This window comes from Jannaschia seohaensis, from assembly GCF_900116765.1.
GTDB classification, from domain to species: domain Bacteria; phylum Pseudomonadota; class Alphaproteobacteria; order Rhodobacterales; family Rhodobacteraceae; genus Jannaschia; species Jannaschia seohaensis.
In genome coordinates this window covers 64,035-79,587 of record NZ_UETC01000004.1, presented here as the reverse complement: position 1 = coordinate 79,587, position 15,553 = coordinate 64,035, and the positions used below count along the sequence as shown (strand labels likewise).

Genomic DNA, 15,553 nt, shown 5'->3' with positions numbered 1-15,553 from the left:
GCCCGCCGAAACGAGCGTCATGGATATCCGGCCCAAACGCCGGGGCGCCGAAGCGCGTTCCCGCAAGATAGCGCTAACCGTTTGCGCAACCAATGCAAGTTTACCGCTAACGGCCCGGTCGCGCCCGTTGCCCCCACGGTATACCGCCATATACCGGCGTGAAACAGCCAGCGAGGAACGGCCATGACGGTGACGATCGGGATCAACGGGTTCGGGCGGATCGGGCGCTGCACTTTGGCGCATATCGCCTCCGCCGCGCGCAATGATGTCGCCGTCGTCAAGGTGAACGCCACCGGCCCGATCGAGACCAACGCCCACTTGCTGCGCTACGATTCGGTGCATGGCCGCTATGGCGGCGAAGTTCGGGTCGAGGGCAATACGCTCGACCTGGGCGCAGGGCCCATCGAGGTGATGTCGACCTACGACCCAGAAGAGCTGGACTGGGACGGCGTGGACGTCGTTCTGGAATGCACCGGCAAGTTCAACCGGCGCGACGCGGCGGCGGTCCACCTGAACCGCGGCGCCAAGCGCGTGCTGGTCTCGGCCCCGGCCACGAATGCCGACCTGACCGTGGTCTATGGCGTGAACCACCGGGCGCTGACCCGCGACCACCATGTCGCCTCCAACGCCTCCTGCACGACGAATTGCCTCGCCCCCCTGGCCAAGGTGCTCAACGACGCCATCGGGATCGAGTCCGGCGTGATGACGACGATCCATTCCTATACCGGCGACCAGCCGACGCTGGACCGCCGCCACAAGGATCTATACCGCGCCCGGGCGGCGGCCATGGCGATGATCCCGACTTCGACCGGCGCGGCGAAGGCCATCGGCGAGGTGGTGCCCGAACTGGCCGGCAAACTCGACGGCACCGCGCTGCGCGTTCCCACCCCGAATGTCTCGGCGGTAGATCTGACCTTCCAGGCCGGACGCGACGTGACCGTCGCCGACGTCAACGAGGTCGTCGCCGAGGCCGCCGCCGGTCACATGGGCGCCGTACTCGCCTACGATCCGGAGCCCAAGGTCTCCATCGACTTCAACCACACGACCCATTCCTCGATCTTCGCCCCGGACCAGACCAAGGTCGTCGGCCGCACGGTCCGCGTGCTGGCCTGGTACGACAACGAATGGGGCTTCTCCTGCCGGATGGCCGATGTCGCGGGCCATATGGGCCGCCTGATCTGACGGATCGGCTGCGGGGCGGGCTTCCCCCGGCCCCGCAGCCCGGTCATGGTCGCGCCATGACCAACAAGATCGCTATCGGCCTCGGCTTCGTCCTTCTGGCCTTCATCCTGGCCGATATTTTCCTCAACGGATCCGAGGCGCTGCTCTTCCTCGCCCGGCGCCTGCTGCGCCTGATCGAGTTGGTCGCGTTCTGGCGCTGACTTGCCCGCCGCCCCGACGCCGTGCTAGCGCCGCGTGGAACCGTTAGCGATAACGGTCCGTTACCACGTCACAGCATCGCACAGCTGAGAGGAATTCATGGTCAAGGTAGCAATCAACGGATTTGGCCGGATCGGCCGCAACGTCCTGCGCGGGATCATTGAATCGGGCCGCACCGATATCGAGGTCGTCGCGATCAACGATCTGGGCCCCGTCGAGACCAATGCCCACCTTCTGCAGTACGACTCGGTCCATGGCCGCTTTCCGGCCGAGGTGACCACCGGCGACGACTGGATCGATGTGGGCCGCGGTCCGATGCGCGTCACCGCCGAGCGCAATCCCGCCGACCTGCCCTGGTCCGATGTGGACGTCGTGATGGAATGCACCGGCATCTTCACCTCCAAGGAGAAGTGTCAGGCGCATCTGGAGAACGGCTCCAGCCGCGTGCTGATCTCGGCGCCCGGCACCAATGCCGACAAGACCATCGTCTATGGCGTCAATCACGACACGCTGACCTCGGACGACCTGATCGTCTCGAACGCGTCCTGCACGACGAACTGCCTCACGCCGGTGGCCCACACCTTGCACAACGCCATCGGGATCGAACGCGGCTTCATGACGACGATCCACAGCTACACCGGCGACCAGCCGACGCTGGACACGATGCACAAGGATCTCTACCGCGCCCGCGCCGCGGCTCTGTCGATGATCCCGACCTCCACCGGCGCCGCCAAGGCCGTCGGCCTGGTCATGCCGGAGCTCAACGGCAAGATGGACGGTGTCGCGATTCGCGTGCCCACGCCGAACGTCTCGGTCGTGGACCTGACCTTCACCGCCGCCCGCGACACCTCCGTCGAAGAGATCAACGCGGCGATCAAGGCCGCTGCCGACGGGCCGCTGAAGGGCATCCTGGGCTATACCGAGAGGAAGCTGGTCTCGACCGACTTCAACCACGACCCGCATTCCTCCGTCTTCCACATGGATCAGACCAAGGTGATGGATGGCGGCAAGATGTGCCGGATCCTGAGCTGGTACGACAACGAGTGGGGATTCTCCAACCGGATGGCCGACACCGCCGTCGCGATGGGCAAGCTGATCTGAGGAGGGGCCGACGCCTCCTCTTCTTCCCTGCCTAAATATCCCGGGGTCTGGGGCAGAGCCCCAGTCCTCCGGTTCCGCTCGGCGCCGTCCACGGTTAAGGACGGCGCAAACCGCACCGGAGACGCCGCATGCCCTTCAAGACGCTCGACGACATGGACCTAGACGGCAAGGTCGTCCTGACCCGCGTGGACATTAACGTGCCCGTCGAGGACGGGCGCGTGAGCGACACAACCCGGATCGACCGGATCGTGCCGACGGTGACCGACATCATCGCCAAGGGCGGCAAACCCGTCCTGCTCGCGCATTTCGGCCGGCCCAAGGGGAAGGTCGTGCCGGAGATGTCGCTGCGCCAGGTGGTCCCCGCCCTGAGCGCCGCGCTCGGCCGCGAGGTGGGGTTCGTCGATGGCAGTTATGGCGAGGCGGTCGGCGCGATGGCGGCGGGCGATGTGCTGCTTTTCGAGAACGTGCGCTTCAACCCCGGTGAAGAGAAGGACGACCAGGGCTTCGCCCAGCGCCTCGCGGCCATCGGCGACGTCTATTGCAACGATGCCTTCTCGGCCGCGCACCGCGCCCATGCCACGACCCACGCGCTGGCCCGTCTGCTGCCCGCCTGCGCCGGACGGCTGATGCAGGCCGAACTCGAAGCCCTGGAGAAGGCCCTCGGCAACCCGACCCCGCCCGTGGCTGCCGTGGTCGGCGGGGCCAAGGTCTCGACCAAGCTCGATCTGCTGGGCAATCTCGTGGGCCGGGTCCAGCACCTGATCATCGGCGGCGGCATGGCGAACACCTTCCTGGCCGCGCAGGGCATCGATGTCGCCAAGAGCCTCTGCGAGCACGACCTCCTGGACACAGCCCGCGAGATCGCGGCCAAGGCCGAGACGGCCGGGTGCGCGATCCTGCTGCCGCGGGACGTGGTGGTGGCCGAGGAGTTTCGCGCCAATCCGCCGACGAAGACCGTCAGGGCTGAGGAGGTGCCCGCCGGACATATGATCCTCGACGCGGGCCCGGACTCGGTCGCCCATATCAAGACGGTCCTGGATGGCTGCGCCACGCTGATCTGGAACGGTCCGCTGGGCGCGTTCGAGCTGTCGCCCTTCGACGCGGCGACGGTCGCCGCCGCGCGCCATGCCGCCAAGCTCACGCAGGAGGGCAAGCTGATCTCCGTCGCGGGCGGTGGAGACACGGTGGCGGCGCTGAACCAAGCGGGCGTCGCGGACGATTTCAGCTACATCTCGACCGCGGGCGGCGCGTTCCTGGAGTGGATGGAGGGGAAAACCCTGCCCGGCGTGGCCGCGCTCTCGGACTAAAAGCATTTGCTTGGGCGGCGCGGGCGCCCCTAGTCTGGAGACATTCCGGACTGGAGGACCGATCATGCGCCGCCTCGTTTTGCCACTCCTCGCCACGGCCACCGCCCTGCCTGCCGCCGCGCAGGAGCGGTCCCTTTGGGAGTTGATCCACCCCGACCGGCTGGCGGCCTCCGTGGTTCGCTCCGGCGTGCTCGCGCTCCGCTCGCAGATGGACCTGCGCTATTCCGACCTTTCGGTCTCGATCGCCGAGGGCACCCTGGCGATCGACGACCTGGAAGTGACGCTCTACGACAACATCACCGACGGTCCGGTCTGCGACATCTCCATCGGCGGGATGGAGGTGCTGACCGGCGACCCGTTCGACGCAAGCCGCATGGAGTTCAGTCTGGCCGCCAGAGCGGTGACGCTCGCCCCCGACTGCCTGCCGCCGGATGCCGGGCCGCTGGCGATGATGATGGGACCGGCGGGACTCAGCCTGCCCCAAGTCGTCATGGACGTCGTCTATGACATGCCCAGCGCCGCGGCCCAGGCCCGGATCGAGACCGGCCTGGCGGGCGTGCTGGCCGCCACGCTGGATTTGGACTTCGACTACGTCACGCTCTGGGCGGGCGAGGGTCAGGATCCGGAGCCATCGGGCGATCTGCGCGCGGCCTCGCTGATCCTTGAGAATCTTGGCGGATGGGAGGTGGCGCAGGGCTTCCTGCCGCCGCCTCTTATCGACCCCGATCAGGCCGGGGCGGCGATCACGCAGATGTTGAGCGGGATGCTTTCGGCACAGGCCGAAGACGGCGTTCTGCCGAAGCATGGCAAGACCTTCGTGACCGAAGTGGCCCAAGGCTGGTCCGCCTTCGTCGCCGATCCGGACCGGCTCGTGATCGAGACGGGTTTCTCTCCTGACGCGCCGTTGTTTCTGGAGCCGAGCAGCTTCGAAGACGGGGCGCTGGCCCTGATCGAAGGTCTCCAGCCCATCGTCCGGCAGGCGCCCGCCGCGGAGCGAGCCGCGCTGCCTCCGGCGCTCGTCGTGCAGGCGCTGGACACTCCGGACACGCTCACGGAGGCGCAACGTCGCGAGGTCGGCCTGGCGCTCCTGCGCGGGGAAGGCGCGCCGCTGGCCGAGGCGCGAGGGCTGGCATTGCTGTCGGGCCTCGCGCAGCAGGACGGAGAGGTGGCCCTGGCGGTCGCCGAAGCCCTGTCCGCGCGCGATCCCGCGGCGGCCTATTCCGCCGCGCTGGTGGCGGGGGTCGCGGGGGCCCCGGGGGCGCAGGGCCTGATGGACCGGCTGGAAGATGATCTGGACTTTGCCGCACGGCTCGACATGCAGGCGGAGGCAGCGGGCGCGCTGGACGGGCTCGACGCGTCGCCGCGCGATCTGGCCGCGCGCGCCCAGGCCCATTTCTCGGGCCAAGGCGCGGTGCGCAGCCTCCAGGCCGCCCAGCTCTACGCCTCGCTGGCCGGCGCCCGTGGCGACCGGGGGGCCGTCCGTCTGCTTGATCGAATCGACAGATCAATCCCGGACGCGGCCTGGCCCATCTGGGAGGACCGCGCCGCGGAGATGGCCGACATCGCGCTGGCCGCCTGGTCCGCCGCCGCGCGATAGGAGGTCGGAGCTTCGCGCCGGGATCACCGGATCGTCCGGCGCGTTAGCGCAACCACGCCCTTGCCGTAACATCGGGCGCGGCTTAGGCCGGGAAAAGTTTTCGTGCCCCGGAGGAGAGCTCATGAGCAACGTCGATCAAGCCGCCAAAATCCGCGCCGGCCAGGGTTTCATCGCGGCCCTCGACCAATCCGGGGGCTCCAGCCCGAAGGCTCTGCGCCTCTACGGGATCGAGGAGGATCGCTATTCCTCGGATGCGGAGATGTTCGACCTGATCCACGGCATGCGGGAGCGGATCGTGACCTCGCCCGTCTTCACCGGCGAGAAGGTGATCGGCGCCATCCTGTTCGAGCAGACCATGGACCGGGAATTCGACGGCATGCCCGCCGCCCAGTTCCTGTGGGAGAAGAAGGGCGTCGTCCCGTTCCTCAAGATCGACAAGGGACTGGAGGCGGCCGCGAATGGCGTGCAGCTGATGAAGCCGATGCCGGGCCTCGACGCCACGCTGGCCCGCGCGGTCGAAATGGGCATCTTCGGCACCAAGGAACGCTCGGTGATCGGCGCGGCCAATGCCGAGGGAATCGAGGCGATCGTGGCCCAGCAATTCGAGGTCGGGCGCCAGGTCCTGGCGCATGGGCTGATCCCGATCCTGGAGCCTGAGATCACGATCTCCATCCCCGACAAGGCCGAGGCCGAAGCGATGCTGCGCGACGCGATCCTGAAGCATCTGGACGCGCTGGAAGAGGGCAAGGAGATCATGCTGAAGCTGACGCTGCCCGAGCAGGCGAACTTCTATCAGCCGCTGGTCGACCATCCGCAGGTGATGCGCGTCGTCGCGCTCTCGGGCGGCTATTCCCGCGAGGAAGCCAATGCGCGCCTGGCCCAGAACAAGGGCGTCATCGCCAGCTTCAGCCGGGCGCTGACCGAGGGTCTGTCGGACCAGCAGTCGCAGGAAGAGTTCGACGCGACCCTGGGCGCGACCATCGACAGCATCCGCGACGCCTCGGTCGCGGGTTGAGGCCGTGGCGGGCGCGCAACGGCGCGCGCCCGTCGCCCGGAAGGGACTGACACCGCGAATCATTTGCCGCTAGGGTGTCGGAGAACGGGCCCGGCAGAGGTCCGAGCGCGCAGGACCATGCATGTCGACCAGACGTCTCACTCCAGGCCCCGGCCTGATTCTCCCTATCGGCCTCCTGGGTTTTGCCCTCTACTTCACCTTCGCCGCGGTCCAGGGCGAGTACGGTGTGCTGCGAGGGGTGGAGCTTGAAGCCGAGCGGCAGGTGCTCGAGGCCGAATTGGCCTTGCTGACGGAGGAAGTGGAGCGGATGACCGACCGCACCAAGCGCCTTTCCGACGACTTCCTCGACCTCGACCTTCTGGACGAACGGGCGCGGGCCGTACTCGGCGTCGCGCGCACTGACGAGATCATCGTCGAATAGCCTGACAAACATCCGGAAAGGCGGCCTTGCGCGAGACGCATACCCCCCACCACATAAGCCGCTTTGCGTTCTTGGGCCACAGCCGGTAGAGACTGTTTAACGTTGAACGTTCTCGCGACCGGAGGAACAAGAATGGCAGCGCGCAAATCGACCGCCAAAGCGAAACCTAACGTCAGCGCGGAAGAGCTGCTCGGCTACTACAAGGACATGCTGTTGATCCGGCGGTTCGAAGAGAAGGCCGGCCAGCTTTACGGGATGGGCCTGATCGGTGGCTTCTGCCACCTCTATATCGGCCAGGAGGCCGTCGTGGTCGGCCTGGAGGCCGCCGCGAAAGAGGGCGACAAGCGCATCACCTCTTACCGCGACCACGGGCACATGCTGGCCTGTGGGATGGACCCGAAGGGCGTTATGGCCGAGCTGACGGGCCGCGAGGGGGGCTACTCCAAGGGCAAGGGCGGCTCGATGCACATGTTCTCCAAGGAGAAGCATTTCTACGGCGGCCATGGCATCGTCGCGGCCCAGGTGCCGCTGGGCGCGGGGCTGGCCTTCTCCGATAAATACAAGGGCAACGACAACGTCACCTTCATCTATTTCGGCGACGGCGCGGCCAACCAGGGCCAAGTCTACGAGACCTACAACATGGCCGAGCTGTGGGACCTGCCCGCGATCTTCGTGATCGAGAACAACCAATACGCCATGGGCACCTCGACCAAGCGCTCGACCAAGTCGCCCTCCTATTGGGAGCGGGGCGCGGCCTACGGCATCGAGGGCGAAGAGGTCGACGGCATGGACGTGCTGGCGGTCAAGGATGCGGGCGAGCGGGCCGTCGCCTACTGCCGCTCGGGCAAGGGCCCGTATATCCTTGAGGTCATGACCTACCGCTATCGCGGCCACTCCATGTCCGACCCGGCCAAATACCGCACCCGCGACGAGGTGCAGAAGATGCGCGAGGAACGGGACGCGATCGAGATGATCCGCCAGATGCTGCTGACCGGCAAGCACGCCACCGAAGACGACCTGAAGGCCGTCGACAAGGAGGTGAAGGAGATCGTCAACGAGAGCGCCGAATTCGCCAAGGAAAGCCCGGAGCCCGCGCTCGAAGAGCTCTGGACCGACATCTACGCCAAAGAAGTTCCGCAGGAGGCCGTGTAAATGGCGACCGAGATCCTGATGCCCGCCCTCTCCCCCACGATGGAGGAGGGCACGCTGGCGAAATGGCTGGTGAAGGAGGGAGACACCGTCTCCTCCGGCGACATCCTGGCCGAGATCGAGACCGACAAGGCGACGATGGAATTCGAAGCCGTCGACGAGGGGACGATCGGCAAGATCCTGGTCGCAGAAGGCACCGAAGGGGTGAAGGTCAACTCGCCCATCGCCGTCCTGCTGGAGGAGGGCGAGAGCGCCGACGATATCGGCTCCACCGCCGAGGCGCCTACCCAGGAGGCCCGCGACGAGGCCCCCGCCCCTGCCCCCGCCGCGGCTCAGGTCGCCAGCGAGGCGCCGGCGCCGCAATCCAACGCCTCCCCGGACTGGCCCGAGGGGACCGAGATGGTCAGCCAGACCGTCCGCGAAGCGCTGCGCGACGCCATGTCCGAAGAGATGCGCCGCGACGAGAACGTTTTCATCATGGGTGAAGAGGTCGCCGAGTATAACGGCGCCTACAAGATCACCCAGGGCATGCTGGACGAGTTCGGCGCCAAGCGCGTGATCGACACGCCGATCACCGAGCACGGCTTTGCCGGGATCGGCGTCGGCGCGGCCTTCGGCGGTTTGCGTCCGATCGTCGAATTCATGACCTTCAACTTCGCGATGCAGGCGATCGACCAGATCATCAACTCGGCGGCCAAGACGCTCTATATGTCGGGCGGCCAGATGGGCGCGCCGATGGTGTTCCGCGGGCCCAACGGCGCGGCCGCGCGGGTCGGCGCCCAGCACTCGCAGGACTATGCGGCCTGGTATGCTTCGATCCCGGGGCTGAAGGTGGTGATGCCCTACTCGGCAGCCGACGCGAAGGGCCTGATGAAAACGGCCATCCGCGACCCCAACCCGGTGATCTTCCTGGAAAACGAGATCCTCTACGGCAAGTCCTTCGACGTGCCGAAGCTGGACGACTTCACGATCCCCTTCGGCAAGGCGAAGATCTGGCGCGAGGGCTCGGACGTGACGCTGGTCTCTTGGGGGATCGGCATGACCTACGCGCTGGAGGCGGCTGAAAAGCTCGCAGGCGACGGGATCGAGGCGGAAGTGATCGACCTTCGCACCCTGCGCCCGGTCGACTACGACACGGTGCTTGCCTCGGTGATGAAGACGAACCGCTGCGTCCTGGTCGAGGAAGGGTTCCCTGTGGCCAGTTTCAGCGACCACATGGCCTCGACGATCATGCAGCGCGCCTTCGATTATCTCGATGCGCCGGTCGTGACCTGCACGGGCAAGGACGTGCCCATGCCCTACGCGGCCAATCTCGAAAAGCTGGCGCTGACCTCCACCGACGAGGTGATCGAGGCCGTCCGCAAAGTGACCTACAAATAAGGGGCTCAGCACATGGCGACCGAAATCCTGATGCCCGCCCTCAGCCCCACGATGGAGGAGGGCACGCTGGCGAAATGGCTTGTCAAGGAGGGGGACACCGTCTCCTCCGGCGACCTGCTGGCCGAAATCGAGACCGACAAGGCGACGATGGAGTTCGAGGCTGTCGATGAAGGCATCGTCGGCAAGATCCTCGTGGCCGAGGGCACCGAGAACGTGAAGGTGAACTCTCCGATCGCGGTGCTGCTGGAGGAGGGCGAGGACGCCTCCGCCATCGACAGCGCGTCGTCGGGCGGATCCTCCAATGCCGCTCCGGCGGAGCCTACGCCGGACACCGAGCCCCAAAAGGGCTATGGCCGCGAAGCTGGTGGCAACAGCGCCCCGGCCCCGGCGCCAAGTGGCGGCGACGGCAAACGTCTCTTCGCCACGCCGGTCGCGCGGCGTATAGCCAAGGATCGCGGGATCGACCTGTCGCAGGTGAAGGGCTCCGGCCCGCGTGGGCGTATCGTGAAAGCGGATGTCGAGGCGTTCGATCCGTCGAAGGCGGCGCCTGCGGCTGCCCCGCAAGCCGAGGCAGCCAAGCCCGCAGCGGCAGCCCAGGGCCAGAAGCCGGCGATGCCTGCCGGTATGGCCACCGATACCGTTCTCAAGATGTATGAGGGGCGCGACTTCGAGGAGGTCAAGCTCGACGGGATGCGCAAGACGATCGCCGCGCGCCTCACCGAAGCGAAGCAGACGATCCCGCATTTCTATCTGCGTCGGGAGATCAAGCTCGATGCGCTGCTCAAGTTCCGCAGCCAGTTGAATAAGCAACTGGAATCGCGGGGTGTCAAGCTGTCGGTGAACGACTTCATCATCAAGGCGGGCGCCATCGCCCTTCAGCAGGTGCCGGACGCCAATGCCGTCTGGGCGGGCGACCGCATCCTGAAGCTCAAACCGTCGGATGTGGCGGTTGCCGTCGCGATTGAGGGCGGCCTATTCACGCCGGTTCTCAAGGACGCGCATCACAAGTCCCTGTCGGCGCTATCCGCCGAGATGAAGGACCTCGCGACACGCGCCCGCGAGCGCAAACTCGCCCCTCACGAGTATCAGGGCGGCAGCTTCGCCATTTCCAACCTCGGGATGTTCGGCATCGACAATTTCGACGCCGTCATCAATCCGCCGCACGGCTCGATCCTGGCGGTGGGCTCGGGGGTAAAGAAGCCGGTCATCGGCGCCGATGGCGAAATCACGGCGGCGACCGTCATGTCGGTAACGCTCAGCGTCGATCACCGGGTGATCGACGGGGCGCTTGGGGCTGACTTCCTGAAGGCGCTAGCCGAGAACCTCGAAAACCCGATGACGATGCTCGCCTGAGCCTCCGCCGCGCCCGATCACGGATCCGGGCGCGGCGCTACCGGACCAGGCCCGATGCCGGCCGTCTCTCAGGCGTCCGGGCCGCGGATTCCGATCAACTGGTCCATCATGGTGGAGGGCTGCGCACAGCCCGCCTCTCCGACGATGCGGGCCGGAACGCCTGCGACAGTCTTCATCGGCGGAACCTCTTCCAGCACGACCGATCCGGCCGCGATGCGAGAGCAGTGGCCGACCTTGATGTTCCCGAGCACCTTCGCTCCGGCTCCGATTAAGACGCCGTTGCCAATTTTCGGATGTCGATCATGATGCTCCTTGCCGGTGCCGCCCAAGGTCACGGAATGCAGCATGGACACATTGTCCCCGACCACGGCGGTCTCGCCGATCACGATGGAATGCGCGTGGTCGATCATGATCCCGCGGCCAATCCTCGCGCCAGGATGAATGTCGACGCCAAAGGCTTCGCTGATCCGCATCTGGACGAAATAGGCAAGATCCTGCCGTCCCTTCCGCCAAAGCCAGTTTGAAACTCGATAGGCTTGAACAGCTTGGAATCCCTTGAAAAACAGAAGAGGCTGCAGAAACCGATGGCAGGCAGGATCGCGCTCGAAAACCGCGACTATATCGGCGCGCGCGGCTTGGCCCAGATCCAGGTCTTCGCCATAGGCTTGGTCCGCGATTTCGCGCAGCAATTGCTCGCCCATCTCCTGCGACGCCAGTTTCTGGGCGAAACGATGGGCCAACGCGTTCTCGAGCGAAGCATGGTGCAAGATCGACGAATGCACGAGGCCGCCCAGGAGAGGCTCGGCAGCGATGGCATCAGAAGCCTCGCTCAGCGCCTGCTCCCAAACGAAATCGACGGAACGGATATTGGTGTCTGTCCGGGTCATGGCGCGCCTCGTGCTCGTGTCGCGTCATGATACTAGGCCTTTCTGGCCCAGGGCGTAAGCCATTCGTCACATTGTCACGAGAGCGTCATTTCCGCCCACGCGCCCGGACCGACCACGTCCGAGATCTGAGCCACACGAATGCGGAACGGCGCGACCGTCAGACCGCTCGCAGTCAGTTCTGCGGCGCTGATGACGGCGGTCGAGCTGGACGCATTCGTGACAAGCGTCGCGCCAAGATCGTCGGAGACCTCGATACGGTAGCGCTCCGACGCTTCCGCGAGCGGCACATCCGCCGTGCCCCAAGCCTCGCCCACGGCCCGCGTCCTCCGCACCCACTGGATCGCGAGATCGCCCCCGACCCAGTCGGCCCGCAGATGGACGGGCGAAAAGGGACGCAGCCCGACGGCATGCGGTGTCACCTCGCGATGGATGACGCTTGGGTGGTCAAGCGGCAGGCGAGCCGCCCCCAATCGATAATGGCGGGGGAGCCCGACGCCGTTTGCGGTCACATGCACCTGACCCAACGCGCCATCCAGAATCACCACCTGCGCGCCCAGGGGCCAATTTGCCGGGATCGTCGTGCCCCTTTGGCCTCGCAGCCGCATGGAGAGAGCCCAGACATCCGGTTCCACCAGGCTTGCATCCCGGAACTGCAGGATCTCCCATCCCTGCGTCGCGCCGCTCCCGATCGCCAGGGCATTTGCCCCTGCCCGAAGCGCCGTGTCCGAAACGCTCTGAAGCTCCGCACCTGGTATTCGAACCAGGAGGTCGGCGCCCCTGTCCCAACGCCCAGGCGATGCGGAAGGAAGCTCCGATAGTGTCACACCCATCGCCGCGGGCACATCCAGAGCGGTGTCGAAGACATAGCCGCTATCCTCGACGGATGATTGGACGGCGACGGTTCCGGGCCAGGGCGAGGCCGCGGCTGCCACATAGGGAGCACGCGGCACTTCTTCCCCGGTCAACAGCGGAAGGTCCAGAAAGACCGCCTCCACCGGGAGCGGCGCCGATGGCCTGGGACGGGCAATGGGGTCCTCGCTGTCACCGCCCGGCCGAAACGAGGTAGGTTCAACGCGGCGCGCCCGGATCAAACGCATGCCCTCATCTTGAATGCGGTCGATCCGCCACCGCTCCGCCTCGCCCTCGAAACGGAGGAGATCGCCCGGCGCCACGTCGCGACGGGACGGCCCAAGCCCGCATTCCAACCCATCGCGCGCCACGCGCGCCTGGGCCAGGAACCGTTCGGCCAGGGCATGACCTTCGCCAGCTGTCAGGGAGAGCGGAAAGGACGACTCATCGACAGGCAGACCTGTCGATCCAGGATGCACGGCTTCCGCCATACGCGCCTCGAACTGGCCCATCGCATCGCCATATCCGACGCGGACACGCCCCGGGATCTCGGCGACGGCGCTTCGCGTCAGCGAACGGGTCGGCCCCTCCGCCCGGACGAGGTCATCCACGGACACATCATGTATCCGAGGCACTTCACGCATCCCAAAGACCAGCTTACCGCCCGTCTCGACCGCCTCCACAGCATAGGCCAGTAGCAAGGACTGCAGATCGGCTCGGCCGCTCTGAACGTCATCCGTCTGGTGGCCGCGCAGCACCCCGCGCACCGCTGAGACATCGACGTCGACGATACCGGCGTCACGGCAAATTTCGGCGATTGTCTGCGCCAGCGACTGCAATCCGCTACGCCCGTTCACCCAGTGGCCCCGGGCGTAATTCGCCCCGTCATTCCAGTAATCCAGCAACTGGGGGAATGCCGGCCAGGGCCGCGCGTCCCAGGCCCAGACGAAGCTGTGATCCAAGTCCAGCATCGGCGCCCCGTAGAGCGCCGAAACCGGGTTGTTCGCGGCGTCACTCCAGACATGGAGCATCGCATCGAGATAGCCCTGCTGCACCGCATCGTCCCGCGTCCCCGCCGAGTAGTGCGGCAGCCGTGACTCCGAAGATTTCGGATCGAGGAATTTGTTGGGCTGGTTCGTTCCCTTGTCGATGGCTGCACAGCCGTACTCGGTGAAACGGATCGGCTTGGACATAGGCACCCAGCCGGTCGGGCTCGCCTGCCGCACGCCGCTGATGCGGTCGTGGTGCATGTTCGACCACCAGCCCTGCAAATCCTTGTAGCGGAACACCCAAGGCTCACCATACGCCCCGTCTGTGATGGGCGCGCGGGCCTGCGCGTCACGGGCCGCCGCGTCCGGATAATACCAATCGTAGCCCTCGCCGCCGATCACCCCGGCGCGCAGATAGCCAGGGTTCAGGATGCTCCCGTGACCCGCGTCCAGATGGTCGGATCCATCCCGCCAGTCCGTCAGAGGCATGTAGTTGTCGATCCCGACGAAGTCGCAATCCGGATGCGACCAGACCGGGTCGAGATGGAAATGGACATCCCCCGTATCCGACGGATGATACCCGAAATACTCCGACCAATCCGCCGCATAGCCGAGCTTCGCGCCAGGCAGCAACAGGCGCACATCCTCCAACAGATCCCGCAGACGCTCCACTGCCGGAAAGCTGTCGCCATCGGCCCGGATCCGCGTCAGACCACGCATTTCGGATCCGATGCAGAACCCCTCGACGCCGCCTGCCGCTGCGCAAAGCGCAGCGTAGTGCAGGATGAAGCGGGAATAGCTGAGCTCCGCGGGGCCGGAATACACCACGTCTCCACCGGAAAGCGCGAAGTCAGATGCACGCACCGTGCCGAAGAACGCGTCGACCTCCGCGCGCGCCGCCGCTGTCCGGTCCGTCGTCCCAGGCTGTCCGGGCGCGAGAGCCGTCGTGATCCGTCCCCGCCACGGCAGTGCAGCTTGCTCCGGTTGCCCATACGGATCTGGCAAGCCATTGCCCGCAAGCTGCTCCATCAGAATGAAAGGATAGAACGTGACGTCGATGCCCCGCCCGGTCAGCCCCTGAATCGCTTCGATCACGGCCGCGTCCGCAGGCGTCCCGCCATAGACAGGCCGTCCATCCGCCAACGGCACGGTCTCTGCCGAGGCCCGGTCCATGCCACTGACTTCCCACGCCATCGGCGTGCCGTCGAACTCGGTCTGCTCCACCCGCGGCCGCAGGCGGCAAGCACCGCAACGCAGATCGTCGCCGAACCAGGACACCACGAGCGACGCGGCCCCGACCTGCGGTAGCTCCTCCGTCAGGTCACGCAGCGAGACCTCAAAATCGGAGATCTCTTGCACCGTATTGACGTTCGCCGCGTCCTTCAGCCCGCCGCCATAGTCGAAATGCACCGGCGAAGTGGCCAGCGAATATTCCCCGGTGCCAGGCACGATGGCCACGCCGCGGATCAGGTCCGAAACGGGCGAGCCGATCTCCGGCGCATCCGCCGCGCGCACCACTTCGAAAGAGAGCTGCGGCACGCGGTTCCCGAACCGTCCCAGTTCCAGATCCTCGATCACCACATAGGCCGTCCCGCGAAAGGCCGGCGCTTGCCCGGTCCCCTCGATCGCCTCGATCAGCGCGTCCGGCTGCTGATCCTCGCTCCCGTGATAGAGCCGCAGCTGAACGCTATCTCGCGCGATTTCTTCCCCATCCGCCCAGATGCGCCCGATCCGCCGGATCTCACCTTCGCAAAGCGCCAGCGCAAAGGACACGGAGTAGGAAAAGGTCGTCGTCTTAGGCGTGTTGGGCGTCCCCTTGCCGCCCCCACCGCTCGTCTCGCGGCTTTCCTTGAACCGGCTGGCCCAGATCACCTGGCCCCCCACGCGCATCCGCCCGGTCACGCGGGGCACGGTCGCGCCCTCCGCCGCACCGGTCAGACGAAACCGGTCGATCCGCCCATGCTCGATGGCATCCGCGCCACCGCCCAATATGTGCTGATCCAGCACGCGGCCGAGCGTGGCGCCAGCCGCCCGCCCGATCACCGCTGCGCTCAAGCCCAGGACGGAGCCGCCAAGGCTGCCACCAATAGCGGCGCCAGCCGCGCCAAGAACGAGTGTCGCCATG

Annotated in this window: 12 protein-coding genes; 10 read left to right on the top strand and 2 right to left on the bottom strand. The window is 66.3% G+C overall.

All coding sequences use genetic code 11. The annotated features are described in order from the left end of the window. Nucleotides 1–183 precede the first annotated feature (183 nt). The 10 genes from gap (DTQ71_RS10645) (at nucleotide 184) to DTQ71_RS10605 (ending at nucleotide 10,703) form a co-directional block, all read left to right on the top strand. Nucleotides 184–1,182: a type I glyceraldehyde-3-phosphate dehydrogenase gene (gene gap, locus DTQ71_RS10645; protein WP_109564282.1), complete on the top strand. Its 999-nt coding sequence runs from the start codon at nucleotides 184–186 to the stop codon at nucleotides 1,180–1,182. A gap of 56 nt (nucleotides 1,183–1,238) precedes the next feature. After that, nucleotides 1,239–1,382, top strand: coding sequence for a hypothetical protein (locus DTQ71_RS23485; RefSeq protein ID WP_170125398.1), 144 nt, complete (start codon nucleotides 1,239–1,241; stop codon nucleotides 1,380–1,382). 97 nt (nucleotides 1,383–1,479) lie between these two features. Continuing rightward, nucleotides 1,480–2,481, top strand: coding sequence for a type I glyceraldehyde-3-phosphate dehydrogenase (gene gap / locus DTQ71_RS10640; protein ID WP_109564281.1), 1,002 nt, complete (start codon nucleotides 1,480–1,482; stop codon nucleotides 2,479–2,481). 128 nt (nucleotides 2,482–2,609) lie between these two features. Further along, on the top strand, nucleotides 2,610–3,788 hold the full coding sequence (locus DTQ71_RS10635) for a phosphoglycerate kinase (RefSeq protein ID WP_109564280.1): 1,179 nt from the start codon (nucleotides 2,610–2,612) through the stop codon (nucleotides 3,786–3,788). 64 nt (nucleotides 3,789–3,852) lie between these two features. Continuing rightward, on the top strand, nucleotides 3,853–5,385 hold the full coding sequence (locus tag DTQ71_RS10630) for a hypothetical protein (protein WP_109564279.1): 1,533 nt from the start codon (nucleotides 3,853–3,855) through the stop codon (nucleotides 5,383–5,385). A 121-nt stretch (nucleotides 5,386–5,506) separates the two neighbouring features. Continuing rightward, nucleotides 5,507–6,400, top strand: a complete 894-nt coding sequence (locus tag DTQ71_RS10625; protein ID WP_109564278.1) for a fructose bisphosphate aldolase — start codon at nucleotides 5,507–5,509, stop codon at nucleotides 6,398–6,400. 121 nt (nucleotides 6,401–6,521) lie between these two features. Continuing rightward, nucleotides 6,522–6,821 carry an FtsB family cell division protein gene (locus DTQ71_RS10620; protein WP_109564277.1) on the top strand — a complete coding sequence of 100 codons (300 nt, stop codon included), beginning with the start codon at nucleotides 6,522–6,524 and terminating at the stop codon, nucleotides 6,819–6,821. A 132-nt stretch (nucleotides 6,822–6,953) separates the two neighbouring features. Then, entirely contained in the window at nucleotides 6,954–7,973 is a 1,020-nt protein-coding gene (pdhA, locus tag DTQ71_RS10615; RefSeq protein ID WP_109564276.1) for a pyruvate dehydrogenase (acetyl-transferring) E1 component subunit alpha, read from the top strand. Then, on the top strand, nucleotides 7,974–9,350 hold the full coding sequence (locus DTQ71_RS10610; protein ID WP_109564275.1) for a pyruvate dehydrogenase complex E1 component subunit beta: 1,377 nt from the start codon (nucleotides 7,974–7,976) through the stop codon (nucleotides 9,348–9,350). 12 nt (nucleotides 9,351–9,362) lie between these two features. After that, on the top strand, nucleotides 9,363–10,703 hold the full coding sequence (locus tag DTQ71_RS10605; RefSeq protein WP_109564274.1) for a pyruvate dehydrogenase complex dihydrolipoamide acetyltransferase: 1,341 nt from the start codon (nucleotides 9,363–9,365) through the stop codon (nucleotides 10,701–10,703). A gap of 68 nt (nucleotides 10,704–10,771) precedes the next feature. Here DTQ71_RS10605 and cysE read toward each other — a convergent pair whose 3' ends face one another. Continuing rightward, the gene (gene cysE, locus DTQ71_RS10600) at nucleotides 10,772–11,590 is read right to left on the bottom strand and encodes a serine O-acetyltransferase (RefSeq protein WP_109564273.1); all 819 of its coding nucleotides are present in this window, start codon (nucleotides 11,588–11,590) and stop codon (nucleotides 10,772–10,774) included. Between the two features lie 74 nt (nucleotides 11,591–11,664). Beyond that, nucleotides 11,665–15,552: a baseplate multidomain protein megatron gene (locus tag DTQ71_RS10595; protein ID WP_109564272.1), complete on the bottom strand. Its 3,888-nt coding sequence runs from the start codon at nucleotides 15,550–15,552 to the stop codon at nucleotides 11,665–11,667. Between the last annotated feature and the right edge of the window lies 1 nt (nucleotide 15,553).